Annotated in this window: 19 protein-coding genes and 1 pseudogene; 10 read left to right on the top strand and 10 right to left on the bottom strand. The window is 67.6% G+C overall.

The window, feature by feature from the left end:
- Positions 1 to 110: 110 nt before the first annotated feature.
- Entirely contained in the window at positions 111 to 3,008 is a 2,898-nt protein-coding gene (locus tag AC3B6A_RS18080) for a ribonucleoside-diphosphate reductase subunit alpha (protein WP_488398574.1), read from the bottom strand.
- A gap of 768 nt (positions 3,009 to 3,776) precedes the next feature.
- Between AC3B6A_RS18080 and AC3B6A_RS18075 the strand changes: the two genes are divergently transcribed.
- The 5 genes from AC3B6A_RS18075 (at position 3,777) to modC (ending at position 8,834) form a co-directional block, all read left to right on the top strand.
- Complete coding sequence (locus tag AC3B6A_RS18075; RefSeq protein WP_488398573.1) at positions 3,777 to 4,484, top strand: response regulator; 708 nt, start codon at positions 3,777 to 3,779, stop codon at positions 4,482 to 4,484.
- A 12-nt stretch (positions 4,485 to 4,496) separates the two neighbouring features.
- Entirely contained in the window at positions 4,497 to 6,113 is a 1,617-nt protein-coding gene (locus AC3B6A_RS18070) for an ATP-binding protein (RefSeq protein ID WP_488398572.1), read from the top strand.
- Positions 6,114 to 6,276: 163 nt separating this feature from the next.
- Positions 6,277 to 7,032: a molybdate ABC transporter substrate-binding protein gene (gene modA / locus AC3B6A_RS18065; RefSeq protein WP_488398571.1), complete on the top strand. Its 756-nt coding sequence runs from the start codon at positions 6,277 to 6,279 to the stop codon at positions 7,030 to 7,032.
- 25 nt (positions 7,033 to 7,057) lie between these two features.
- A complete protein-coding gene (gene modB / locus AC3B6A_RS18060; protein ID WP_488398570.1) occupies positions 7,058 to 7,738 on the top strand; it encodes a molybdate ABC transporter permease subunit in 681 nt (226 codons plus the stop codon).
- A gap of 7 nt (positions 7,739 to 7,745) precedes the next feature.
- Positions 7,746 to 8,834, top strand: a complete 1,089-nt coding sequence (gene modC / locus AC3B6A_RS18055; RefSeq protein ID WP_488398569.1) for a molybdenum ABC transporter ATP-binding protein — start codon at positions 7,746 to 7,748, stop codon at positions 8,832 to 8,834.
- 80 nt (positions 8,835 to 8,914) lie between these two features.
- Here modC and AC3B6A_RS18050 read toward each other — a convergent pair whose 3' ends face one another.
- Positions 8,915 to 9,625: a 4'-phosphopantetheinyl transferase family protein gene (locus AC3B6A_RS18050; protein ID WP_488398568.1), complete on the bottom strand. Its 711-nt coding sequence runs from the start codon at positions 9,623 to 9,625 to the stop codon at positions 8,915 to 8,917.
- Between the two features lie 242 nt (positions 9,626 to 9,867).
- On the bottom strand, positions 9,868 to 10,656 hold the full coding sequence (locus AC3B6A_RS18045) for a dienelactone hydrolase family protein (protein ID WP_488398567.1): 789 nt from the start codon (positions 10,654 to 10,656) through the stop codon (positions 9,868 to 9,870).
- A 172-nt stretch (positions 10,657 to 10,828) separates the two neighbouring features.
- Here AC3B6A_RS18045 and AC3B6A_RS18040 point away from each other — a divergent pair, with 172 nt between their 5' ends.
- The 4 genes from AC3B6A_RS18040 (at position 10,829) to AC3B6A_RS18025 (ending at position 15,424) form a co-directional block, all read left to right on the top strand.
- Complete coding sequence (locus AC3B6A_RS18040; protein ID WP_488398566.1) at positions 10,829 to 11,500, top strand: alginate lyase; 672 nt, start codon at positions 10,829 to 10,831, stop codon at positions 11,498 to 11,500.
- An 11-nt stretch (positions 11,501 to 11,511) separates the two neighbouring features.
- Complete coding sequence (locus tag AC3B6A_RS18035) at positions 11,512 to 12,705, top strand: lytic murein transglycosylase (protein WP_488398565.1); 1,194 nt, start codon at positions 11,512 to 11,514, stop codon at positions 12,703 to 12,705.
- Positions 12,706 to 13,403: 698 nt separating this feature from the next.
- On the top strand, positions 13,404 to 14,081 hold the full coding sequence (locus tag AC3B6A_RS18030; protein WP_488398564.1) for a response regulator: 678 nt from the start codon (positions 13,404 to 13,406) through the stop codon (positions 14,079 to 14,081).
- The gene (locus AC3B6A_RS18025) at positions 14,078 to 15,424 is read left to right on the top strand and encodes an ATP-binding protein (protein ID WP_488398563.1); all 1,347 of its coding nucleotides are present in this window, start codon (positions 14,078 to 14,080) and stop codon (positions 15,422 to 15,424) included. The genes AC3B6A_RS18030 and AC3B6A_RS18025 overlap by 4 nt, the downstream gene beginning before the upstream one ends.
- 145 nt (positions 15,425 to 15,569) lie before the next feature.
- Here the strand turns inward: AC3B6A_RS18025 and AC3B6A_RS18020 are convergent, their stop codons facing one another.
- Positions 15,570 to 16,571: an AraC family transcriptional regulator gene (locus tag AC3B6A_RS18020; protein ID WP_488398562.1), complete on the bottom strand. Its 1,002-nt coding sequence runs from the start codon at positions 16,569 to 16,571 to the stop codon at positions 15,570 to 15,572.
- Between the two features lie 362 nt (positions 16,572 to 16,933).
- On the opposite strand from AC3B6A_RS18020, the pseudogene AC3B6A_RS18015 reads away from it, so the two are divergent.
- A pseudogene (locus tag AC3B6A_RS18015) lies at positions 16,934 to 18,267 on the top strand (dicarboxylate/amino acid:cation symporter).
- A 342-nt stretch (positions 18,268 to 18,609) separates the two neighbouring features.
- On the opposite strand, the gene AC3B6A_RS18010 reads toward AC3B6A_RS18015, so the two are convergent.
- The 6 genes from AC3B6A_RS18010 to AC3B6A_RS17985 all read right to left on the bottom strand — a co-directional run bounded on the left by AC3B6A_RS18010 (position 18,610) and on the right by AC3B6A_RS17985 (position 25,432).
- Positions 18,610 to 20,001 (bottom strand): adenylate/guanylate cyclase domain-containing protein, encoded by a 1,392-nt coding sequence (locus AC3B6A_RS18010; RefSeq protein WP_488398561.1) that lies wholly within the window; start codon positions 19,999 to 20,001, stop codon positions 18,610 to 18,612.
- A gap of 147 nt (positions 20,002 to 20,148) precedes the next feature.
- A complete protein-coding gene (locus tag AC3B6A_RS18005; RefSeq protein WP_488398560.1) occupies positions 20,149 to 20,733 on the bottom strand; it encodes an HD domain-containing protein in 585 nt (194 codons plus the stop codon).
- Between the two features lie 289 nt (positions 20,734 to 21,022).
- On the bottom strand, positions 21,023 to 22,021 hold the full coding sequence (locus AC3B6A_RS18000) for a sulfate ABC transporter substrate-binding protein (protein WP_488398559.1): 999 nt from the start codon (positions 22,019 to 22,021) through the stop codon (positions 21,023 to 21,025).
- Between the two features lie 188 nt (positions 22,022 to 22,209).
- The gene (sstT, locus tag AC3B6A_RS17995) at positions 22,210 to 23,454 is read right to left on the bottom strand and encodes a serine/threonine transporter SstT (RefSeq protein ID WP_488398558.1); all 1,245 of its coding nucleotides are present in this window, start codon (positions 23,452 to 23,454) and stop codon (positions 22,210 to 22,212) included.
- A gap of 206 nt (positions 23,455 to 23,660) precedes the next feature.
- Positions 23,661 to 24,497 carry a diaminopimelate epimerase gene (dapF, locus tag AC3B6A_RS17990; RefSeq protein ID WP_488398557.1) on the bottom strand — a complete coding sequence of 279 codons (837 nt, stop codon included), beginning with the start codon at positions 24,495 to 24,497 and terminating at the stop codon, positions 23,661 to 23,663.
- Positions 24,498 to 24,529: 32 nt separating this feature from the next.
- A complete protein-coding gene (locus AC3B6A_RS17985; protein ID WP_488398556.1) occupies positions 24,530 to 25,432 on the bottom strand; it encodes an urea transporter in 903 nt (300 codons plus the stop codon).
- Positions 25,433 to 25,518: the final 86 nt, after the last annotated feature.

The raw sequence follows: 25,518 nt of genomic DNA, 5'->3' as shown, positions 1-25,518 counted from the left end.
TGACCGCTAGGCGCCCGGTTGGCTGGAGCCCCTGAGCGTACGACTGTACGTGATGGGGGCCGGCCAACCGGGCAACGACGCGGGCGCCGCTCAGCGCCGCGCATACACCATTACTGGCAGGCTTCGCAGTCGGGGTTGTCGATGCTGCAGGCCTTGGGCACCGGAGCCGGCTGCGGCGCGGCGGCCGGAGCGGGAGCGGCCTGCAGGCCTTCGTCGCCACCGGCCGACACGGCATTGAGCTTGCCGGTGTTGATGGTGGACTTCTCGGTGCTGGTGGCGGCCAGGGCACGGAGGTAGTAGGTGGTCTTCAGGCCACGGTACCAGGCCATGCGGTAGGTCACGTCGAGCTTCTTGCCCGAGGCGCCGGCGATGTAGAGGTTCAGCGACTGGGCCTGGTCGATCCACTTCTGGCGGCGGCTGGCGGCGTCGACGATCCACTTGGTCTCGACTTCGAACGCGGTGGCGTACAGGTCCTTGAGGTCCTGCGGGATGCGCTCGATCTGCTGCACGGAGCCGTCGTAGTACTTCAGGTCGTTGACCATGACCGGGTCCCACAGGCCACGGGCCTTGAGGTCGTGTACCAGGTAGGGGTTGATCACGGTGAACTCGCCGGAGAGGTTCGATTTCACGTACAGGTTCTGGTAGGTCGGCTCGATGGACTGCGATACGCCGGTGATGTTGGCGATGGTCGCGGTCGGCGCGATGGCCATGATGTTCGAGTTGCGGATGCCTTTCTGTACGCGGGCACGGACCGGCGCCCAGTCCAGGGACTCGCTCAGGTCGACGTCGATGTACTTCTGGCCGCGGGCTTCGATGAGGATCTGCTGCGAGTCCAGCGGCAGGATGCCCTTGGACCACAGGGAGCCGGCGAAGGTCTCGTAGGCGCCACGCTCGTCGGCCAGGTCACAGGAGGCCTGGATGGCGAAGTAGCTGACCGCTTCCATGGACTTGTCGGCGAACTCGATGGCCGCGTCGGAGCCGTAGGCGATGTGCTGCAGGTACAGGGCGTCCTGGAAGCCCATGATGCCCAGGCCGACCGGACGGTGCTTGAGGTTGGAGTTGCGCGCCTGAGGGACCGAGTAGTAGTTGATGTCGATGACGTTATCGAGCATGCGCACCGCGGTCTTGACGGTCTTCTCCAGCTTGGCGGTGTCCAGCTTGCCGTCGACGATGTGGTTGACCAGGTTGATCGAGCCCAGGTTGCACACCGCGATCTCGTCGGCGTTGGTGTTCAGGGTGATCTCGGTGCACAGGTTCGAGCTGTGCACCACGCCCACGTGCTGCTGCGGGCTGCGCAGGTTGCACGGGTCCTTGAAGGTCAGCCACGGGTGGCCGGTCTCGAACAGCATCGAGAGCATCTTGCGCCACAGGTCCTTGGCCTGGACGACCTTGAACACCTTGATCTTGTTGTACTCGGTCAGGGCTTCGTAATACTCGTAGCGCTCTTCGAAGGCCTTGCCGGTCAGGTCGTGCAGGTCCGGTACTTCGGACGGCGAGAACAGGGTCCACTTGCCGTCGTCGAAGACGCGCTTCATGAACAGGTCCGGAATCCAGTTCGCGGTGTTCATGTCGTGGGTGCGGCGACGGTCGTCACCGGTGTTCTTGCGCAGTTCGAGGAATTCCTCGATGTCCAGGTGCCAGGTTTCCAGGTACGCGCAGACGGCGCCCTTGCGCTTGCCGCCCTGGTTCACGGCCACGGCGGTGTCGTTCACCACCTTGAGGAACGGAACCACGCCCTGGGATTTGCCGTTGGTGCCCTTGATGTAGGAGCCCAGCGCGCGCACCGGGGTCCAGTCGTTGCCCAGGCCGCCGGCGAATTTGGACAGCATGGCGTTGTCGTGGATGGCGTTGTAGATGCCCGACAGGTCGTCCGGAACGGTGGTCAGGTAGCAGCTGGAGAGCTGCGGACGCAGGGTGCCGGCGTTGAACAGGGTCGGGGTCGACGACATGTAGTCGAACGACGAGAGCAGGTTGTAGAACTCGATGGCACGGGCTTCACGGTCCTTCTCTTCGATGGCCAGGCCCATGGCCACGCGCATGAAGAAGACCTGCGGCAGTTCGAAACGGATGCCGTCCTTGTGGATGAAGTAGCGGTCGTACAGGGTCTGCAGGCCGAGGTAGGTGAACTGCTGGTCGCGCTCGTGGTTGATCGCGGCGCCCAGCTTGGCCAGGTCGTAGCCCTTGAGCTTGCTGTCGATCAGCTCGAACTCGGAACCTTTCTCGACGTAGGCGGCCAATGCCTGCGCGTAGAGGTCGGCCATCTCGTGGTGAGTGGCGCTCTCGGCGACGCCCAGGAAGCCCAGGGCTTCGGCGCGCAGGGTGTCCATCAGCAGGCGGGCGGTGACGTAGGAGTAGTTCGGCTCGCGCTCGACCAGGGTGCGGGCGGTCATCACCAGGGCGGTGTTGACGTCCTTCTCGGCGACGCCGTCGTACAGGTTCTTCAGGGTCTCGCGTTCGATCAGCTCGCCATCGACTTCGGCCAGGCCTTCGCAGGCTTCGCGGATGATGGTCTGCAGGCGGCCCATGTCCAGCGGCTGGGTGCTGCCGTCGGCCTTGGTGATGCGGATGCTCGGGTGCGGCTGGGCGATGTCGCTGGCGACGCCGGCGTTCTTGCGCTCGTTGGCGCGGGCTTCGCGGTAGATCACGTAGTCGCGGGCGACTTTCTGTTCGCCGGCGCGCATCAGGGACAGTTCGACCTGGTCCTGGATTTCTTCGATGTGGATGGTGCCACCGGAAGGCATGCGGCGCTTGAAGGTCGCGGTGACCTGTTCGGTCAGGCGGCGCACGGTTTCATGGATGCGCGACGAGGCGGCAGCGGTGCCGCCCTCCACGGCGAGGAACGCCTTGGTGATGGCTACGGTGATCTTGTCATCGGTGTAGGGAACTACGGTGCCGTTGCGCTTGATCACGCGCAGCTGGCCCGGCGCGGTGGCGGCCAGATCCTGGGCGGATTCGGCTGCCTGCGGCGCTGCGGCCTGCGGGTTCTCGCGAGTGGTGTCGGTTTGCATGGGTGGGGGTCTCCACGTTCTCGTAATTGGTGTGTTGCGTAGCGCCTCGGGGCGCCCGTCCCGAAATAAAGAGCGAAAAGAGCGAAAGCCCGCGGCAGGACCGCAAGCTGGAAATTCACTGGAGCAGGGGGATTCGGACCCGAAGCGCCTCCCTGGCCCAAATCGGGTGCCGGCTTTACGGGCCGGGACCACAATACCTAGTGGTGTTGAACGTTAGGTTGCAACACCCGTACCGCATTTCCATCGACATGAATCGCTCCTTGCGGGGTGGTCCGCTCGGCCCATCAGTACGGCTGGAATACGTTGTGGTTGAACCGGAGGAGCCGTGGAACAGGCTCGCGACTTCGACATTCTTCTAGTATCCGGTCCACTGTGGTAACCCCAAGATGTAGGGGTATACCGCAACGGAGATACAAGATAATGCGCTAATGGGGTGTTTGCAAGGCGAGGGGTTCTGGAAAAGCTGTGGATAAAATGTGAGTGAAATGTGGGTGAAGCGGGGTAACTCGCGGGAGGCCGCAGCCTGACTGCGTTTTGCCGCTCGTCGTGGTTCCGGCAGATTTTTCACTCGCCGGACCGGCGTGCCGCGGCGCCGAACAGTACCACAATATGTAGTGTTTTTACCTCGGCGCCCCTCGGCCCCTTCGCGCGCTCCCCGGCCGCGCTGGCGGCGTGCGGCCGGCCGGGCAATCTGGCTACAATGCCGGCCGCTTTCGCGGGCTTTCGTCTTTAGTAGTGGGTAGTGCCCGCCATGGATCAGGAGGCAAGGTGGAACAAGAAGCGCGCATTCTCATCGTCGAGGACGACCAGCGACTGGCCGAGCTGACCCAGGACTACCTGGAGAGCAACGGCCTGGCGGTCGCCATCGAATCCAACGGCGCGGCGGCGGTGGCGCGGGTGCTGGCCGAGCGCCCGGACCTGGTGGTGCTCGACCTGATGCTGCCCGGCGAGGATGGCCTGTCGATCTGCAAGCGCCTGCGCCCGGACTACGACGGCCCGATCCTGATGCTCACCGCGCGCACCGACGACATGGACCAGGTGCAGGGCCTGGAGATGGGCGCCGACGACTATGTGTGCAAGCCGGTGCGCCCGCGCCTGCTGCTGGCGCGCATCCGTGCGCTGCTGCGGCGCAGCGAACCGGCCGAAACCGCGCCGGCGGCCGCCGGCGGCAAGCGCCTGGCCTTCGGCAAGCTGGTGATCGACAACGCCATGCGCGAGGCCTGGCTGGACGAGCAGACCATCGAGCTGACCAGCGCCGAGTTCGACCTGCTCTGGCTGCTGGCGTCGAACGCCGGGCGCATCCTCTCCCGCGAGGAAATCTTCAACGCCCTGCGCGGCATCGAGTACGACGGCCAGGACCGTTCCATCGACGTGCGCATCTCGCGCATCCGCCCGAAGATCGGCGACGACCCGATGCACCCGCGCCTGATCAAGACGGTGCGCAGCAAGGGTTACCTGTTCGTCGGGGAGCTTTGAGGCCGGGGCCCGATGAAATCCATCTTCCTGCGCATCTACGGCGGCATGTTGCTGACCCTGGTGCTGGTGGCCGCCCTCGGCGTGCTGGCCCTGCACCTGGTCAACGAGGTGCGCGGCGAGCGTTACCGGGAAGACCTGGCGCGCGGCACCTTCCGCCTGATGGCCGATGAGCTGCTGCCCATGGGCGAGGTGGACCGCAAGCGCGCGCTGACCCAGTGGAGCCGCCTGCTGGGCATTCCGCTGAAGCTGGCCGCCCTGGACGGGCTGGGCGTGGAAGGGCGCAGCCGGGCGCGGCTGATGAACGATCAGGTGCTGGTGGAGGCCGGCGCGCCGCACCGGGTGCGGGTGCTCACCCAGGTCAGCGCGGCGGAGGGGCTGATCCTCGCCGGCGAGGTGGAGCAGGTCAGCGAGCAGCTGGCGCGCGCCACCATCTACCTGCTGATGGACGAGCTCAAGCGCTACCCCGCCAGCGAGCAGCCCTACCACCTGGCGCGCATCGTCCGCGACAAGCGCTTCGGCTTCGACGTGCACCTGCTGCGCCTGAAGGAGGTGGACCTCGACGACGACCAGAGCCGCCGCGTGGAGGAGGGCGACACGGTGCTGGCGCTGGGCAAGGACGGCGACTCGATCCGCGTGCTGGCCGGCATCCTCGACACGCCCTGGGTGCTGGAGCTGGGGCCGATCTACCAGATGAATCCCTATCCGCCGCAGCTGCTGTCGATCATCGTGATCGTCGCGCTGAGCCTGATCGGCCTGACCCTGTACCTGCTGATCAGCGGCCTCGAACAGCGCCTGCGCAGCCTGGAGTCGGCGGCCACGCGCATCGCCCGCGGCAGCCTGGATACCCGCGTGGAGGCGGGCGGCGCCGACTCGGTGGGGCGCCTGGCGGGGGCCTTCAACCACATGGCGGAGCAGTTGCAGCTGCTGCTGACGGTGCAGCGCGAGCTGGTGCGCGCGGTGTCCCACGAGTTGCGCACGCCGGTGGCGCGCCTGCGCTTCGGCCTGGAGATGATCGAGTCGGCGGAGACCGAGGCGTCGCGGCGCAAGTACATGGACGGCATGGACGGCGATATCCAGGACCTCGACCAGCTGGTGGACGAGATGCTCATCTACGCGCGCCTGGAGCAGGGCTCGCCGGCGCTGACCTACCAGCGCCTGGAGCTGGCCGCGCTGGTGGAGCAGGTGGTGGCGGAGATCGCCCCGCTGCGGCGGGAGATCAGCGTCACCGTCGAGCCGGGGCCGCTGGTGCCGTTCGACCAGGGCAGCTGGGTGGAGGCCGAGCCGCGCTACCTGCACCGCGCCCTGCAGAACCTGCTGACCAACGCCCTGCGCTATGCCGAGGGCCGCGTGCGGGTCAGCTACCGGGTCAGCGTGGACCGCTGCCAGGTGGACGTCGAGGACGATGGCCCGGGGGTGCCGGAGTCGCACTGGCCGCGCCTGTTCCAGCCGTTCTTCCGCGCCGACGACAGCCGCACGCGGGTCACCGGCGGGCACGGGCTGGGGCTTTCCATCGTGCGGCGGATCATCCACTGGCACGGCGGCCGCGCGCTGATCGCGCGCAGCGAAAGCCTCGGCGGGGCGTGCTTCACCCTGGCCTGGCCGCGCCGGCAGGCCCCCAAGGCCGAGTGAGTCCCCGGCGCGGCGCCGCGTTATCCCTTTCGCTTGCGTTATTCCATGAGGGGTATTGCCGCTTTTTCGCTATCGTTATGTAATTTGAGTTATAGCGATGGCTTGCCGAGGCAGGCTCGCCGGTTCCGAAGCCCCGATAACGACACCCCACTGGAGTTTCACGATGAAACACCGCTTCGCTCGCGTTTCCCTGCTGGTCGCTTGCTGCTTCGCTTTGCACTCGGCCCTGGCCGATGAAGTGCAGGTGGCCGTCGCCGCCAACTTCACCGCGCCGATCCAGGCGATCGCCAGGGACTTCGAGAAGGACACCGGGCACAAGCTGGTCGCCGCCTACGGCGCCACCGGGCAGTTCTATACCCAGATCAGGAACGGCGCACCCTTCGAGGTGTTCCTCGCCGCCGACGACGCCACGCCGAAGAGGCTGGAAGCGGAGAAGGAAATCGTCCCCGGTTCGCGCTTCACCTACGCCATCGGCACCCTGGCGCTGTGGTCGGCGAAGGACGGCTACGTCGACGCCAAGGGCGAGGTGCTGAAGACCGACGGCTTCAGGCACCTGTCCATCGCCAACCCGAAAGCCGCGCCCTACGGCCTGGCCGCGACCCAGGTGCTGGACAGGATGGGCCTCACCGGCAAGCTCGCCGGCAAGCTCGTCGAAGGCCAGAACATCACCCAGGCCTTCCAGTTCGTTTCCACCGGCAACGCCGAACTGGGCTTCGTGGCGTTGTCGCAGGTCTACAAGGATGGCAAGGTGACCGGCGGTTCCGCCTGGATCGTTCCGGGCAACCTGCACGACCCGATCCGCCAGGACGCGGTGATCCTCAACAAGGGCAGGGACAGCGCCGCCGCCAAGGCGCTGGTCGAGTACCTGAAGGGCCCGAAGGCCGCCGCGGTGATCCGCTCCTACGGCTACGAAATCTGACGCGCCACAGGCTAAGGAACAGGCGATGCCCCTGACCCAGGAGGATTTCCAGACCATCCGGCTCACCCTTGAGCTGGCGGGCCTGAGCACGGTGATTCTCCTGCTGGTCGGCACGCCCGTCGCCTGGTGGCTGGCGCGCACCCGCTCCTGGCTGAAGGGCCCGCTGGGGGCGGTGGTGGCGCTGCCGCTGGTGCTGCCGCCGACGGTGATCGGCTTCTACCTGCTGCTCGTCCTGGGGCCCGGCGGCTTCATCGGCCAGCTCACCGAGAGCCTGGGGCTGGGGCGGCTGCCGTTCACCTTCGCCGGGCTGGTGGTGGGCTCGGTGTTCTACTCGCTGCCCTTCGTGGTGCAGCCGTTGCAGAACGCCTTCGAGGCGATCGGCGACAAACCGCTGGAGGCCGCCGCGACCCTGCGGGCGAGCCCCCTGGATACCTTCTTCTCGGTGGTCCTGCCGCTGGCGCGGCCGGGCTTCATCACCGCCAGCATCCTCGGCTTCGCCCACACGGTCGGCGAGTTCGGCGTGGTGCTGATGATCGGCGGCAACATCCCGGGCAGGACCCGCGTGGTGTCGGTGCAGATCTACGACCACGTCGAGGCCATGGAGTACGCCCAGGCGCACTGGCTGGCCGGCGGCATGCTGGCGTTCTCCTTCCTCGTCCTGCTGGCGCTCTACGCGAGCCGCCGCAGCCGTTCGGCCTGGGCCTGAGGTGGGGATGAGGAAAACCATCGAGGCACGTTTCCAGATCGCCTACCCGGATTTCAGCCTGGACGTGGACCTGCAACTGCCCGGACGCGGCGTCAGCGCGCTGTTCGGCCACTCCGGCTCGGGCAAGACCACCTGCCTGCGCTGCATCGCCGGCCTGGAACGCGCGCCGCTCGGCCGCCTGGTGGTGAACGGCGAGGTCTGGCAGGACAGCGCCACCGGCCTCTTCCTGCCGCCGCACAAGCGCGCGCTGGGCTATGTGTTCCAGGACGCCAACCTGTTCGAGCACCTGTCGGTGCGGCGCAACCTCGCCTATGGCATGCAGCGCGTGCCGCGCGACCAGCACCGGGTGGCGCTGGAGCAGGCCAGCGAGCTGCTGGGCATCGGCCACCTGCTGGAGCGCATGCCGCGGCACCTGTCCGGCGGCGAGCGGCAGCGCGTCGGCATGGCCCGCGCGCTGCTGACCAGCCCGCGCCTGCTGCTGATGGACGAGCCGCTGGCGGCGCTGGACCTCAAGCGCAAGGCGGAAATCCTGCCGTACCTGGAGCGCCTGCACGACGAGCTGGATATCCCGGTCCTCTACGTCAGCCACTCGCCGGACGAAGTGGCGCGGCTGGCCGACCATCTGGTGCTGCTCGAACAGGGCCGGGCCATCGCCAGCGGCCCGGTGATGGACACCCTGGCGCGCACCGACCTGCCGATTTCGCACCTGGAGGACGCCGGCGTGGTGATCGACGGCCAGGTGCTGTCCCACGATGCCGGCTACAGCCTGCTCACCGTCGGCCTGCCGCACAGCCGGCAGAGCATCCGCCTGGCCCACCCGCCGATGGAGCAGGGCCGGGCGCTGCGCATCAAGGTGCAGGCGCGGGACGTCAGCCTGAGCCTGGAGCCGGCGGCGCACAGCAGCATTCTCAACGTGCTGCCGGCGACCGTGGTGGAAATCGCCCCGACCGACAATCCCGCGCACCTGCTGGTGAAGCTGGACATCGCCGGCACGCCGCTGCTGGCGCGGATCACCCGCTACTCCCACGACCATCTCGGCCTGCATGCCGGGCAGGCGGTGTGGGCGCAGATCAAGTCGGTGGCGCTGCTGGCCTGACCCGCCCCGCGCTGCCCCCGCCCTTCGTAGGAGCGGAGCTTCTCCGCGATGCTTTTTGTTGCCTACCCCAGGCGCCGGTCTTACAGGACCGGAATCGCCACCAGACTGAGCAGCCGGGTCCCGTTCAGACCGAACTGCCCGTCGATTTCCCTGCCGCGATGCCATTCCGCCGACAGGTCGGTGAGCAGCCGCAGGCGCGCGTGGCCGCCGGCCGACCAGTGGATCAGCTCGGCGTGCTGGAAGTAGAAGCGCTGGCGCACCAGCGGGAAGAGCGCCTTGAACAGGCTTTCCTTGAGCGAGAAGGTGAGGGTGACCTGCAGCGCCGCCTGCGCGGGATCGAGCCGCGCCAGTTCGTCCGGGGTGAGGATTTCCCCGGCCAGGTGTTGCGCGCGGTCGCTGTCGAGGCGGCTTTCCACGTCCAGCCCGAGGCCGCGCCAGTCGCTGGCGCGGCCGACCACGGCCGCCGCCCAGCCGTCGCCGTGGGTGATCGAGCCGCAGAAGCCGGCCGGCCAGACCGGCGCGCGTTCCTCGTCGGTGCCGGGCACCACGGCGCCGGCGCCGCTGGCCTGCAGCGCCGCGCGGGCGCAGAGGCGGCCGGCGAGGTATTCGGCCTGGCGCTTGGCGACGGCGCGCCGGATGTTCGCCGGGGCCGGCACCTGGCTCCGCTGGAAGTCGTCGGGCTGCAGGCGCTGGCGATCGAAATGGGTGCTGCGCACCAGGCAGCCGGCCAGCGGCGTGGGCAACGGCCAGTCGGTGCTGAGCGGGGTGCAGAAGGCGGGAAGGGTGGTCATCGGGCTATTCTGCCGCGCCACAACGTGGCCCACCAGTCACGCGGCGCTTACATTCCTTTGCAAACCTTCACCAAAGGCTTACGGATTCGCCGTCGCAGCTTTGCCACACTGCGCGACGCGTTCCCTCTGGGGACGCAGGTGAGGTTGTTGTCGGCGCACCGCCAAGGCGGGCCCGGCCTTTACACTTGATTGAGTGCGGGAGCCCCCAGGGGCTCCCGTTTTTTTTGCGCGCGTGAAAAGGCTCAGGACTTCTCGGCGAAGATTTCCTTGAGGAACGCCTGCAGGTCCGCCCAGGACGACTGGTCGGCGGCCTTGTCGTAGCCGATGTCCAGGCCGTGGCCCTTGTGCATGCTGGCGTCGGGGTTGGTGAAGCCGTGCTTGGCGTTGGGCTGGATGACCAGCTTGTAGTCCGCCTTGGCGTTGTCCATCTCGGCCTTGAAGGCGACGACGCTGTCGGCCGGCACCAGGGTGTCGGCGCCGCCGTGCTCGACCAGTATCTTCGGCTTGATGCCCGGTTGCGCCGGGGTGGCGGTGGCCAGCACGCCGTGGAAGCTGGCCACGCCGGCCAGCGGCAGGCCGGCGCGGGCCATGTCCAGCACCACCTTGCCGCCGAAGCAGTAGCCGATCGCGGCGATCCGGCTGGGGTCGGTCTGCGGCTGCTTCTTCAGCAGGTCGAGGGCGGCCTGGAAGCGCGCCTTGGCGGCGTCGGCGTTCTTCAGCGCCTCGCTCATGAAGGCCTTGGCGTCCTCGGGGTGCTCGGTGTGCTTGCCGCCGCCGTACATGTCGATGGCCAGCGCGCTGTAGCCCAGCGCGGCGAGGTCGCGGGCGCGGCGCTTGGCGTAGTCGTTCAGCCCCCACCACTCGTGCACCACCAGCACCCCGGGGCGGATGCCGGCCTTGGCGTCGTCGTAGGCGAAGTAGCCGATCATCTTCGTGCCGTCGGCGGACTGGTAGGGGATTTCCTGGGTCTTGATCGCAGCGCCGGCGCTGGCGGTGAAGGCGAACAGCAACAGGGCGGTGAGCAGGCGCATGGGGACTCTCCGTGGCGGTGGCCGAAGGCGACCCATCAGAAGATAGCCGCTTCTGCGGCAAGTGCCCGGCCAATGCCGCCGCAACCGCTCAAGTCCGCGGCGATGGATGAAATGTAAGACGGCCTCGACTACCCTTGGCGCCACTCCCACGACTCCGCAAAGCGATTGGCTGATGCTTGACCTCAGTACCTGGAACCTGACCATCCCGCAGCGCGGCCCGGCCGCGACCATCTCCACCGCGAAGCTGAGGCGCGACTACCAGAGTCCCTACTTCCAGCGCAGCGCCAACGGCGTGGAGTTCTGGGTGCCGGTCAACGGCGCGCACACCAACGGCAGCGAGTACCCGCGCACCGAACTGCGCGAGACCCTGCCCAACGGCGCGCTGCACTCCTGGCGCTACACCAGGGCCGACAACCTGCTGGTGGCCACCCTGCGGGTCGACGCGGTGCCGTCCAGCCGGCGCATGGTGATCGGGCAGATCCACAGCAACGGCAGCAACAGCGCCGAAGCGCTGCCGCTGGTCAAGCTGGTCTACCAGCAGCGCCTGAACCTGGGCCGCGTGCTGGCGCTGGTGCGCGGGCGGCCCGACGACAGCACCACCCGCACTTACACCGTGTACGAGGGCATCCCGCTGGGCGAGGCGTTCAGCTACCGGCTGGGCGTATCGAGCGGCGGCGTGCTGAGCATCCAGGTCAAGGACGGCCAGCTGACCCAGCAACTGGACCCGCAGTGGGCCTACCAGGGGCTGTACTTCAAGGCCGGGCTTTACCTGCAGGACAATCGCGGGCCGGCGAGCGAGGGCGGCCGCGCCACCTTCAGCAACCTGGCCATCTACCACCAATGAGGATGTTTTCCATGGCGTTGCGCAAATCCCTGGCCCTTTCCCTGCTGCTGCCGGCCGCGCTGGCGCAGGCGGCGCCGGGCGACGACTTCGGCGCCTGCCTGGAGCGCCTGCAGGACAAGGCGCAGGCCAGCGGCGTCAGCGCGGCCAGCTACGCGCGCTTCACCCAGGGCCTGCAGGCGGACATGAGCGTGCTCGCCCTGCTCGACGCGCAGCCGGAGTTCACCACGCCGATCTGGGATTACCTGGCCGGGCTGGTGGACGAGCAGCGCGTGGCCGACGGCAAGGCGACGATGGCCGAGCACGCCGGGCTGCTGCGCAAGGTCGCCGCGCGCTACCAGGTCGACCCGGCCGCCGTGGTGGCGGTGTGGGGCGTGGAGAGCGACTTCGGCCGTACGGTCGGCAAGCGGCCGCTGCTGGTCTCGCTGTCGACCCTGTCGTGCTACGGGCGCCGGCAGGCGTTCTTCCAGGGCGAGTTCCTCTCCACCCTCAAGCTGCTGCAGGCCGGCGACATCCGCGACAGCGGCATCACCGGCTCCTGGGCCGGCGCCTTCGGCCAGACGCAGTTCATGCCGTCCACCTACGCGCGCATCGCCGAGGACTTCGACGGCGACGGCCACCGCGACCTGGTGGGCAGCACCGCCGACGCCCTGGCGTCCACCGCCAACTACCTGCGCAAGGCGGGCTGGCGCGAAGGCCAGCCCTGGGGCTACGAGGTGAAGCTGCCGGCCGGCTTCGACCCGGCGCTGGCCGGGCGCAGCAAGCGCCGGGCGATCGCCGACTGGACCGCGCGCGGGGTGAAGCGCATCGACGGCAAGCCGATCCCGGTGCTGGATTCCAAGGCCGCCATCCTGCTGCCGGCCGGCGCGCAGGGCCCGGCCTTCCTGGTGCTGCGCAACTACGACGCGATCTACTCCTACAACGCGGCGGAGAGCTATGCGCTGGCCATCGCCCTGCTGTCCGACCGCCTGCGCGGCGAGCCGGGGCTGCGCAGCGCCTGGCCGACCGACGACCCCGGGCTGAGCCGGGTGCAGCGCAAGGAGTTGCAGGAATTGCTGATCCAGCGTGGCTACGACATCGGCCAGGCCGACGGCATGATCGGCGACGTGACGCGCCGGGCGATCCAGGAAGAACAGCGCAAGCGCGGCATCGAACCGGCGGATGGCCGTGCGGGGCAGAGGATTCTCAAGGCGTTGCAGGGCGGGTAGCCCGTCGCGCTGCCCCGGGGCGCGCGCTCTTCGTAGGAGCGGACCTTGTCCGCGATGCTTTTTGCTTGGGTGTGCATGCGCCGCTTCGGCGTGTGCGGGGACTTCTTGTTTCGCCCCCTCGGGCGACCTACTTTGGCAAGTGCCCCAAAGTAGGCAAAGGTCTGTGCCCCTGCATCCGGTTTTTCGCTTAGGCGAAAAATTCCCTCGCTCCATCGGAGTTTCAGGGGCCCGCGTTGACGGGCCATCCCTGGCCCGACAACGCTCTCGCGACATCCATGTCGCTCGACCCCTGAAACTCCGATTCCGCTCGGCCTCCTGAAGGGGCGCTCCGGTGCGCGCGGAGGTTTCTCTGGAAGTCTGAAGAGTCAGAGCCAGAGCGCTGGCGCTCTTCGTAGGAGCGGACCTTGTCCGCGATCCGCCCGGCCCCGGAGCTGCCGGGGGATTCGTTCGCGAGCAAGCTCGCTCCTACAAAAAAGCGGCTCCTGCGTATGGGCGAAGGACCGTACGAGCGAGCTTGCTCGCGAACCCGGCACGTTCATTCAGCGGCGATTCAGCTTTCCGACAGGTTGCGTTCAGTGGCCCACCCGTAGACTGCTTCCCATCAACCCACTGAAGAACCTGGGGGGAACAACTCCGGGTTCTGACCGATACTGCAACCGGGCACGCAGGTCCGGTTGCCCGATTCAGGGAGCACGCGCATGAAACTGCTGGTGGTGGAAGACGAGGCGCTGTTGCGCCATCACCTGTACACCCGGCTCGGCGAGCAGGGCCACGTGGTCGACGCCGTTGCCGATGCCGAAGAGGCGCTGTACCGCGCCAGCGAATACCACCATGACCTGGCGATGATCGACCTCGGCCTGCCGGGCATGAGCGGCCTGGACCTGATCCGCGAGTTCCGCAACCAGGGCCGGACCTTCCCGATCCTCATCCTCACCGCGCGCGGCAACTGGCAGGACAAGGTCGAGGGCCTCGCCGCCGGCGCCGACGACTACGTGGTCAAGCCCTTCCAGTTCGAGGAACTGGAGGCGCGCCTGAATGCCCTGCTGCGCCGCTCCAGCGGCTTCTCCCAGTCGAGCATCGAGGCCGGCCCGCTGTTGCTCGACCTCAACCGCAAGCAGGCGCTGGTCGAGGGCGAATCGCTGCAACTGACCGCCTTCGAGTACCGCATCCTCGAATACCTCATGCGCCATCACCAGCAGGTGGTGGCCAAGGAGCGGCTGATCGAGCAGCTCTACCCCGATGACGACGAGCACGACCCGAACGTGATCGAAGTGCTGGTCGGCCGCCTGCGCCGCAAGCTGGAAGGGACCTCCGGCTTCAGGCCCATCGATACGGTGCGCGGCCAGGGCTACATCTTCAACGAGCTGTGCAAATGATCCGCTCGCTGCGCCTGCGTCTGATGATCGGCGCGGCGCTGCTGGCCATCCTGTTCATGGCCGCCCTGCTGCCGGCGTTGCAGCGGGCCTTCACCATCGCCCTGGAAGACGCCATCCAGCAGCGCCTGGCGGCGGACGTGGCGACCCTGGTGTCGGCCGCGCGCATCCAGGGCGACCGGCTGAGCATGCCGGAGCGCCTGCCGGTGGAGGACTTCAATCTCCCCGAGTCCAAGCTGCTGGGCTACATCTACGACCGCACCGGCCAGCTGGTCTGGCGCTCCACCTCTACCCAGGATGAAAGCGTGGAGTACGTCCCCAGGTACGATGGCGTGCTCGACCATGTGTACACCCACATCTGGGACCATTCCGGCCAGGAGTTCCTCGTCTACGACGTGGAGATCGACCTGCTCGGCGGCAAGCAGGCGGCCTACAGCATCGTCACCATGCAGTCGGAGAGCCAGTTCCGGCAACTGGTGCAGGGCTTCCGCAAGCAGCTCTACCTGTGGCTGGGCGGTGCGCTGCTGGTGCTGCTGGGGATGCTCTGGCTCGGCCTGGGCTGGGGCTTCCGCTCGATGCGCGGACTGCGCGCCGAGCTCGACCAGGTCGAGGCGGGCGAGCGCGAGCGCCTGAGCGACCAGCACCCGGACGAACTGCTGCGCCTGACCGGCTCGCTGAACCGCCTGCTCGACAGCGAGCGCACCCAGCGCGAGCGCTACCGCAATTCCCTCGGCGATCTCGCCCACAGCCTGAAGACCCCGCTGGCGGTGCTGCAGGGCGTCAGCGAGAACCTCGCCGGGCAGCCGCAGAACCGCGAGCAGGTGCAGGTGCTGCAGAACCAGATCGAACGCATGAGCCAGCAGATCGGCTACCAGCTGCAACGCGCCAGCCTGCGCAAGAGCGGCCTGGTGCGCCACCGCGCGGCGCTCGCGCCCCTGCTCGATACCTTGAGCGGCGCGCTGGACAAGGTCTACCGCGACAAGCGCGTGGTGCTGGAGCGCGACATCCCGCCGGGATTCGCCCTGCCGCTGGAGCAGGGCGCGCTGCTGGAAATGCTCGGCAACCTGCTGGAGAACGCCTACCGCCTGTGCCTGACGACGGTGAAGGTCAGCGCCCGCCAGCAGGGGCGCGTCTTCGAACTCCTCGTCGAGGACGACGGCCCCGGGGTCCCGGCCGGCCAGCGCGAGCGCATCCTCAAGCGCGGCGAACGCCTGGACACCCAGCACCCCGGCCAGGGCATCGGCACGGCGGTGGTCAGGGACATCATCGACAGCTACGACGGCGAGCTGGCGCTGGAGGATTCCGCGCTGGGCGGAGCGTGTTTCCGGATTCGGTTGCCGGGGTAGCCCTGCGGGCGCGCCGCGCTGCTTTCGTAGGAGCGGATCTTATCCGCGAAGCTCTTGTGCGGGGATTTCGCGGATAAGATCCGCTCCTACAAGAGCCGCCGCCCGGCATTCGCCGCGGGGTTGGCTGGGCTCGCGCCGCGCCGCGTCATTCCCCCCGCTGCGCCCGGTACGCCCCCGGCGTCAGCCCCGTCCACTTCTTGAACGCCCGGTGGAAGGCCGAGGGTTCGGAGAAGCCGATCCGGTCGGCGATGTCCTGGATCGTCAGTTCGTCGCGCCCCAGGTAGTAGATCGCCAGGTCGCGGCGCAGCTGGTCCTTCAATTCCTGGAAGTTCGGGCCTTCCTCGCGCAGGTGGCGGCGCAGGGTCTGCGGGCTCATGTGCAGTTGCGCGGCGACCTGCTCCAGGTCCGGCCAGTGGCGGCAGTCGCGGCCGAGCAGGCGGCGGATCTGGCTGCTCAGGCTGTCGCCGCCGTCGGGGCGGGCGAGCAGGTCGGCGGGGGAGTCCTTGAGGAAGTGCTTGAGCGTGCGCTCGTCCTGCAGCAGCGGCATGTCCAGGTAGCGCGCCGGCAGCAGCAGGCTGGTGCTGCCGGCGGCGAAGCGGCGCGGGCAGGGGAACAGCAGGTCGTACTCGGCCTGGTGCTCCGGCGCGGGGTAGCTGAAGGTGGCTTCGTCCAGGCGGATGCGCTGGCCGATCAGCCAGCTGGCCAGGCGGTGCCAGATCAGCAGCAGGCTCTCGGCGAGGAAATGGTCGGGGTCGCGCAGGTGGCTCTCGTCCAGGGTCAGGCGCGCCCGCTCGCCCTCGCGCACCAGGTGGATCGCCGGGGCCTCGGGGAACAGGCCGTAGAACAGCGTGCCTCGGCTCAGCGCCTTTTCCAGCGTGCGGCAGTGGATGATGGCGTTGCACATCATGGCGAAGGTGCCGCGCTTGCTGGGCATGGCGCCGAAGCCCATGTACTCGTCGTCCAGCGCTTCCCACAGGCGCTGCATCAGGCGCGTGAACTGGCCGGGGTCGATCCGCGCGCGGGGTTCGTCGAGCACCGCCGGGGCGATGCCGGCGTCGCGCAGCAGGGCCGCGGTGTCCAGTCCCCGGCGCCGGGCGCCTTGTACGGCGGCACGGACGAAATGGCTGGCGATGGTGCGTTCTCGCATGGGGATTCCTTGTTTTTCTGTCCGTGCGTGCGGTGCGGCCGCCGAGCGGGTCCGACCGTTTCGGCGCTGACAATCTACGGCACGAAGGCGGTTGGCGGATACCCGCCAGAGGGCGGGAAATCCGCCAGCCAAGAGGCGGGTTTCCGCCAGATCGGGGCCTGGGTGTGCTCTGCTTTTTTTGATAACTATATGAATTTAAAAGAAAAATATATTTATTCGGAGTCTGGCACAGCACTTGCCATAAGCGCTCAAGGCCTGCCCCTGGGTGGGTCCTGAAAACAAATTCTCCCACTGCAGGGAGATAACGCGTTCGGTGTTGCGTCCCCTGGCGGGAGCGCACGCCCCGTGAGGACAGAGCTGCCATGAACAAGCAACCCTTCTACAAGAGCCTGTACGTGCAGGTACTGATCGCCATCGCCATCGGTATCGCGCTCGGCCACTTCTACCCCGACACCGCCAAACTGATGAAGCCGCTGGGCGATGGCTTCGTCAAACTGATCAAGATGGCCATCGCGCCGATCATCTTCTGTACCGTGGTCACCGGCATCGCCGGCATGCAGAGCATGAAGGCCGTGGGCAAGACCGGCGGCATGGCGCTGCTGTACTTCGAGATCGTCTCCACCATCGCGCTGATCATCGGCCTGGTCGTGGTCAACGTCGTGCAGCCGGGCTCCGGCATGCACGCCGACGTCGCCACCCTGACCGCGGAGATGAACAAGAACGCGGCGCTCACCGGCTACATCGCCTCCGGCGCGAAGCAGAGCACCATCGAGTTCTTCATGAACGTGATCCCGAACACCGTGGTCGGCGCCTTCGCCAACGGCGACATCCTGCAGGTGCTGTTCTTCTCGGTGCTGTTCGGCTATGCGCTGCACCGCATGGGCAGCTACGGCCAGCCGCTGTTCCAGCTCATCGAGCGCTTCACCCAGGTGATGTTCAACATCATCAACGTGATCATGAAGGTCGCCCCGATCGGTGCCTTCGGCGCCATGGCCTTCACCATCGGCGCCTACGGCCTGGGCTCGCTGGTGCAGCTCGGCCAGCTGATGCTGTGCTTCTACCTCACCTGCCTGCTGTTCGTGCTGGTGGTGCTCGGCAGCATCGCCCGCGCCCACGGTTTCAACATCCTGCGCTTCATCTCCTACATCCGCGAAGAGCTGCTGATCGTGCTGGGTACCTCGTCCTCCGAGTCGGCCCTGCCGCGCATGATCGCCAAGATGGAGAAGCTGGGCGCCGACAAGAGCGTGGTCGGCCTGGTGATCCCCACCGGCTACTCGTTCAACCTGGACGGCACCTCGATCTACCTGACCATGGCCGCCGTGTTCATCGCCCAGGCCACCGACACGCCGATGGACATCACCCATCAGCTGACCCTGCTGGTGGTGCTGCTGATCGCGTCCAAGGGCGCCGCCGGCGTCACCGGTTCGGGCTTCATCGTGCTGGCCGCCACCCTGTCCGCCGTCGGCCACCTGCCGGTCGCCGGCCTGGCGCTGATCCTGGGCATCGACCGCTTCATGTCCGAGGCCCGCGCCCTGACCAACCTGGTCGGCAACGGCGTCGCCACCATCGTGGTCGCCAAGTGGTGCAAGCAGCTGGACGAGAAGACCCTGGCCGAGGAACTGGCCGCCGGTCCGGACAACGCCGCGGAAGCCCAGCCTTCCCACTGAGTGTCCCGATGAGAGATTCGGCCCGGTGAACGTGAAGCACCGGAGCCTTTCCAGCCCGCTCGAAAGAGCGGGCTTTTTTATGGGCGGGTGGTTTGTGCCGGCGGCTCTTGGCAGGACCGAGGGATTCGTGCCGGGGCTATCGCGGACAAGGTCCGCTCCTACGGGAGCGCACCGTGCCAGCTGGTTGCGTAGGAGCGGACCTTGTCCGCGATGCAAGGCGCAGCCTTGCCGATCTTTCAGGCGCCGGCGACAGGATCGCGGAGAGGGGATGCACCGCGCGCAGGAGCGGACTCTGTCCTCGATCGGGGAGGGATAACCAGGAGAGAGCAGGCGCAGGCCGTGCAGCCTGCGCCTGAGGGGAGACGCGGGGATCAGAGAATGATCTTGTCCTTGAGCTTCTCGGCGGCCTGCTGCAGCGCCTCGATGACCCGTTCCTTGTCGTAGTTCTGCACGTTGTTGGTGTCCAGGTACATGGAGAAGCCCGGCACCTCGTGCTCGATGAAGCTGGGGTTGGAACCCAGGTCGCGGCGGAAGTCGACCACCTGGTAGATCTGCACCGGCTTGCTGAAGCCCTTCACCGTGATCTGGCCCTTGTCGCGGCACATCAGCACGTCCTTCACCAGCGAGTAGGTCTCGTGGCTGATGAGGATCTCGCCGGCTTCGGCGGCGTTTTCCAGGCGGCTGGCGAGGTTCACTTCGCGGCCGATGATGGTGTAGTCCATGCGCGTGTCGGCGCCGAAGTTGCCCACGGTGCAGTAGCCGGTGTTCAGGCCCATGCGCACCTCCAGCGGCTTGGTGATACCCTGGGCGCGCCACTGCTGGCGCATGACCTTCATGTGCTTGCGCATGGCCACGGCCATGGACACCGCCGCCGCGGCGTCCTTTCGCGCACCCTGGGTGGCGGGGTCGCCGAAGAACACCATCACGCAGTCGCCGACGAACTTGTCGATGGTGCCGCCGTACTTGAGGGCGATCTTCGACATTTCGTTGAGGTAGTTGTTGAGCATGTCGGTGAGGGCTTCGGCTTCCAGCTCCTCGGACAGCTCGGTGAAGCCCTTGATGTCGGAGAAGAATACGGTGAGCTTCTTGCGCTGGGTTTCCAGGCGCACGCTCTTCTTGCCGCTGAAGATCGATTCCCACACCTGCGGCGACAGGTACTTGGCCAGGTTGCTGGCCAGCCGCGCGGCCTTCTCCTGCTCGCGGGTGATCTCCGCGCGGGCCAGGCCCAGGCGCAGGCCCTGCTGGTGGACGAAGTAGGCGGTGGTGCAGATGTACAGCGTGGAGAACAGCACGTTGACCAGCGCCACGATGGCTGGCGTGCCCTCCTTGTAGACCGGGGAAAGCAGCGCCGCGCTGAACACCGCCGCGCTGAGCATGACCAGCAGGCCGAGGCCGAGGGAGCGCAGGCCGCCGATGATCAGCGCGGAGAAGGCCAGCACCAGCACCAGCATCAGGCTCGGCACTTCCGAGAAGCCCATCAGCGCGGTGGCGACGCCGGCGTGCAGGGCGTCGATGAACAGCAGGACCAGGCGGGTGCGTTGCGGCTGGTCGTGCTTGAAGCGGCGGCTCAGCTGCTGGGCGAGATGCGGGTAGAGCAGGGCGTAGGGGACCATCCAGAGGATGTCGTAGCCGAAGTACTTGCTGAAGGTGCCGGCGGTGATGGTCGCGGCGACCGCGATATAGGCCAGCACGCGGGAATGGTATTCGCGCAGGGGGGCGGGAGAGAGCTGGCCGACGGGGCGCTCGGTGACGATAGGCTTCATGCGCAGGAAAAGTCCCTGGTTAGTGTCGGCGCAATCCTGATTGACGCCAGCCGCGCGATTGCGGATTCCGGAATCTTATTCCATGCGCCGCCCGCTGGGCCAGCGGCGGTTCGCAAAGCGCGTCGCGGACCGCCGCAGCCGTCTGTTTCATGCCATGGCGCCGTCGGGCTTGCGGTAGATCGAGCGGCGCGGCTGGGCGAAGACCCGGCGCAGCATCGGCTCGAAGAACTCCAGCGGCAGGGTTTCCGCGTCCGGGTCGAAGGCGGCGGCGTCGTAGCGGGCGCAGAACTCGATGGTCCGGGCGTACTGCGGGTGGTCCTTGAACTGCTCGCGCAGGTGCCGGTCCAGGCCCAGGTGGTGGAAGAAGTAGTAGCCCTGGAAGATCGCGTGCTTCTCGATCATCCACAGGTTCTCCTCGCTGACGAAGGGCTTGAGGATGGCGGCGGCGATGTCGGCGTGGTTGTACGAGCCGAGGGTGTCGCCGATGTCGTGGAGCAGGGCGCAGACCACGTATTCCTCGTCGCGGCCGTCGCGGTGGGCCAGGGTGGCGGTCTGCAGCGAGTGGGTCAGGCGGTCCACCGGGAAACCGCCGAAATCGCCGTCGAGCAGGCGCAGGTGGGCGAGGATGCGCTCGGGCAGCAGGGCGGCGTACTGGCCGAAGTCCCTGGCGATGATCGCCCAGTCCTCGGCGCTGCCGTCTTCCATGTGGGTGAAACTGGCGCGTGCATTCATCGGGCTGTGCTCTTGTGATTGTTGGGGGATGGCACGGCACTGAGTCTAGGGCCGGCGGGCGCCGGCGGCAGTGGCCGGACACGCCGGCGGGGTGTTCCGGCGGCTCGCGAATGGCGCGCCATCAGCCGGGTCGATGGCGGAGGGCGGCGGACGCCCATGAAAAAAGCCGGAGCTGCCCAGCAGCTCCGGCTTTCACGCTTTTGTAGGAGCGGACTTCGTCCGCGATCCGGCCGCAAGGCCGGTGTTCGACCAATCGCGGACGGAGTCCGCTCCTACGTCATGCCCCGAATCAGTTCGGGGTATAGATTTGGTCGAACACGCCGCCGTCGGCGAAGTGGGTCTTCTGCACGCTGCGCCAGTCGCCGAAGGTCTTCTCCACCGGGAAGAAGTCCACCTTCGGGAAGCGGTCGGAGAACCTGGCGAGGATTTCCGGGTTGCGCGGGCGCAGGTAGTTGTTCGCGGCGATGGTCTGGCCCTCGTCGGACCACAGGTACTTCAGGTAGGCCTCGGCCTGGGCGCGGCTGCCTTTCTTGTCGACCACCTTGTCCACCACGGTCACCGGCGGCTCGGCTTCGGCGGAGACGCTCGGGTAGACCACCTCGAAGCCGCCGCGGCCGAATTCGCGGGCGATCATCTCGGCCTCGTTCTCGAAGGTCACCAGCACGTCGCCGATCTGGTTCTGCATGAAGGTGGTGGTCGCCGCGCGGCCGCCGGTGTCCAGCACCGGGACGTGCCTGAACAGCTGGCCGACGAATTCCCGGGCCTTGGCGTCATCCGCGCCGTGCTTCTGCGCATAGCCCCAGGCGGAGAGGTAGGTGTAGCGGCCGTTGCCCGAGGTCTTGGGGTTCGGCACCACCACCTGCACGCCGTCCTTGAGCAGGTCCGGCCAGTCCTTCAGGCCCTTGGGGTTGCCCTTGCGGACGATGAACACGGTGGCCGAGGTGAAGGGCGCGCTGTTGTTCGGCAGGCGGGTGGCCCAGTCCTTGGGGATCAGCGCGCCGTTGTCGGCCAGGGCGTCGATGTCGGTGGCCTGGTTCATGGTGATGACGTCGGCCGGCAGGCCGTCGATCACCGCGCGGGCCTGCTTGCTGGAACCGCCGTGGGACATCTGGATGACGATGTTCTCGCCTTTCTCCGCCTGCCAGTGCTTCTGGAAGGCCGCGTTGTATTCCTTGTAGAAGTCGCGCATCACGTCGTAGGAGACGTTGAGCAGGGGTTGGGCGGCCTGGGCCGCGGAGGCCAGGGCGAGGCCGGCGGCGAGCAGCGAGGCGCTGAACAGTCGTTTCACGATCCGATCCTTTGGGCAGTGTTGCAGAGGTCGGATTATGCCGGCGGGTTATATGGCGCCTAAATACTTAAAGGTTATTTGCTTATTCATCCGCGCGCGGACAGCCGCAATGCGCAGCGTGGGCAGCCTGCCGGACGAGAGAGGGGGGAGGTCGCGGGACGGCGGGCGCGCCGCCGTCCCGGCCGGGGTCAGGCGCGTTCGCCGACCGCGGACGTGTCGTCGTCGCCTTCGGCCAGGCAGGCCGCGGCGGTGAACAGCACGTCGGTGGAGGAGTTCAGCGCGGTCTCGGCCGAATCCTGGAGGATGCCGATGATGAAGCCGACCGCCACCACCTGCATCGCCACCTCGCTGGAGATGCCGAACAGGCCGCAGGCCAGCGGGATCAGCAGCAGCGAACCGCCGGCCACGCCGGACGCGCCGCAGGCGCAGACCGAGGCGACCACGCTGAGCAGGATGGCGGTGGGCAGGTCCACGGCGATGCCCAGGGTGTGCACCGCTGCCAGGGTCAGCACGCTGATGGTGATCGCCGCGCCGGCCATGTTGATGGTGGCGCCCAGCGGGATCGACACCGAATAGGTGTCTTCGTGCAGGCCCAGACGTTCGCACAGCTGCAGGTTGACCGGGATGTTGGCCGCCGAGCTGCGGGTGAAGAAGGCGGTGATGCCGCTCTCGCGCAGGCAGGTCAGCACCAGCGGGTACGGGTTGCGGCGGATCTTGCTGAAGACGATCAGCGGGTTCACCACCAGCGCGACGAACAGCATGCAGCCCAGCAGCACCGCCAGCAGGTGCAGGTAACCGAGCAGGGCGTCGAAGCCGGACTCGGCGATGGTGCCGGCCACCAGGCCGAAGATGCCCAGCGGGGCGAAGGCGATCACCACGCGGACGATCAGGGTCACGCCATTGGCCATGTCATCGAGCAGGTCGCGGGTGCTCTGGCGGGCGTGGCGCAGGGCTATCCCTAAGCCGATGGCCCAGGCCAGGATGGCGATGAAGTCCGCCTCCAGCAGCGCCTTCACCGGGTTGGTGGTGACGCTGAACAGCAGCGAACGCAGCACCTCGCCGATGCCGCCGGGCGGCGTCAGTTCGCTGGTCGGCGCATGCAGCACCAGGGTCGAGGGGAAGGCGAAGCTGGCGATCACCGCGATCACCGCCGCCGAGAAGGTGCCGATCAGGTACAGCAGCAGGATCGGCCGGATGTGCGTGCGTTGGCCCTGCTTGTGGTTGGCGATGGAGGCCATCACCAGCATCAGCACGAGCACCGGCGCCACGGCCTTCAGGGCGGAGATGAACAGCTTGCCGAGCAGGCCGACCGCCCCTGCGCCTTGCGGCCAGAGCACGGCGAGGGCGATGCCGCAGAGCATGCCGATGAAGATCCGCAGGACCAGGCTGGTGCGCTTGAGCCGCTGCAGGAGGGTAGGAGTTGGGAGCGTCATGACATCGTTCGCTGCGTAGGAATGGGATTGCACCGGAAGACCGGATGCGCGAGGGCGCGGATTATGCCGTCTGATGCCGGGAAATGCGCGGTTATCCGTCGATCGGGCGGTCAGGTTCCGTATCGATGGGGGTCAGGCCGCAGTCTGGACGGGCGGGCGGGGAGCGGCATTGATCCATGCCGGCCGCATCGTGAAAAGGGCGGGGATCAGCCGAGGTCGGCGAAGGCTTCCGGGGCCAGGTCGATGTCGGCGACCCGTTGCACGGCGCCGCGCATGGTCACCTGGAAGTCGTCCTCGACGCGGATTTCCAGGCGGCCGCCGGCCAGTTGCAGGTCGATGCGTTCGTCGCACAGGCCGAGCTTGCGCGCCACCGAGGCCGCCGCGCAGCTGCTGGTGCCGGAGGACAGGGTGTATCCGGCGCCGCGCTCCCAGATTTCCACGCGCAGGGCATCGCGGGACAGCCACTGGACGAACTGCACGTTGGTGCGCCGGGGGAACAGCGGGTGGTTCTCCAGCAGCGGGCCGAGGCGGCAGGCCAGCTCGCGGCTGGTCTGTTCGACGAACACCACGCAGTGCGGGTTGCCCATGGACACGGCGTTGATCTTCAGCGCCACGCCGTCGATTTCCAGCGGGTATGACAGCGCCTCGGGCGCGTTGATCAGCACCGGAATCCTCGCGCAGGCGAATTCGGCGCGGCCCATGGAAACCTCCACGCTGCGCCCTTCATCGAACACCTGGCTGGTGACGGTGCCGCCGGCGGTGACGATGTCGAACGGTTTGTCCGCCACCAGGGCGCAGTCCCACAGGTAACGGGAGAAGATGCGCAGGCCGTTGCCGCTCTTCTCCGCTTCGGAACCGTCGGGATTGAGGATGCGCAGGCCGAAGGCGCTGTCGGTGTGATTCGCCAGGAGGATGCCGTCGGAACCGATGCCGTGGTGATGGTCGCAGACGCGACCGACCTGCTCGGCGGTCAGGGCGAACGGCGCGGTGTCGGCGTAGACCAGATAGTCGTTGCCCAGGGCCTGGTATTTCACGAAGTGCATGGTGGCAATCCGTCGCGATGAGGAGCGCTCGACTATACACGCGGCCCGCCGCCTTCCGCGCGCGGGTTGCGCCGCAGCGCTTCCAGCAGGCGCCCAGCCAGGATCACCAGCCAGCAGGCGAGGATGAAGGGCGCGGTGAAGGCCGGCAGGCCGATCAGGGCGAAGCCGGGTTGCAGCAGCACGGCGAGGACGATGCCGCACAGCGGCGCCAGCGGGTTGCGCAAGCGCAGCGACAGGGCAATGCCCGCCAGCGCACCGTTCAGGCCGAGCAGGCCGGCCTGCGCCGAAGCGGCCGGCAGGCCGAACAGCGGTGCGATCGCCAGCGCGCCGGCGGCGCCGACCAGGGCCCAGAAGGCCGCGCGGCGATCGGCCAGCAGCAGGCCGAGGGCGATGGTCAGGCCGGCCAGGGGCTCGCCGAGGAAGATCACTTCGCCGAAGCCCAGGGCGGTCGAATCCAGAAGGGGATTGGCCACGCCGCAGGACAGGCAGCCCAGCCCCGTCGCCGGTGCCAGGCCGATGGCCGTGCCCAGCGCCGCCGCGACCCAGCCGGGCAGCACGAAGGCCAGCGTATAGGCCGGCAGGCCGAAGCGCCGGCGCGACTGGCGCAGCAGGCCCGCCTGCAACGCAACGGCACCGAGGATGGCGGCGATGCAGAGCACCACCAGCCCCGCCGACCACTGGAACAGGAAGGGCAGCAGCAGGCCGACGAGGAGCGGGTTGTAGTCGTGCAGGCCGGCGTCGATGTCCGCCTGCGGCACGCGCAGGAAGCGCGCGGTGAGCGGGCCGAGCAACGCGCCGAGGACGGCGCCGGGCAGCAGGCGCGGCGCCGACCAGGCGATCGCCAGCAGCAGGATCAGGCCGAAGCGCGCGTCGGCCTGCAGGTAGATCTGGCCGAATCCGATCAGCCGGGTACGGGCGAACTGAATGAGGGGCATGCTGCTACTGGTCAGTGGAAAACATGGACTCGGTTGCGCTCCGGCGGACGCCGGGCGTCGCGGTGGCGCAGCGTAGAGCATCCTGT

Source organism: Pseudomonas sp. B12(2026), from assembly GCF_057767015.1.
Note: the sequence above shows the minus strand (reverse complement) of the source record. Positions and strands in the feature narration are given on the sequence as shown.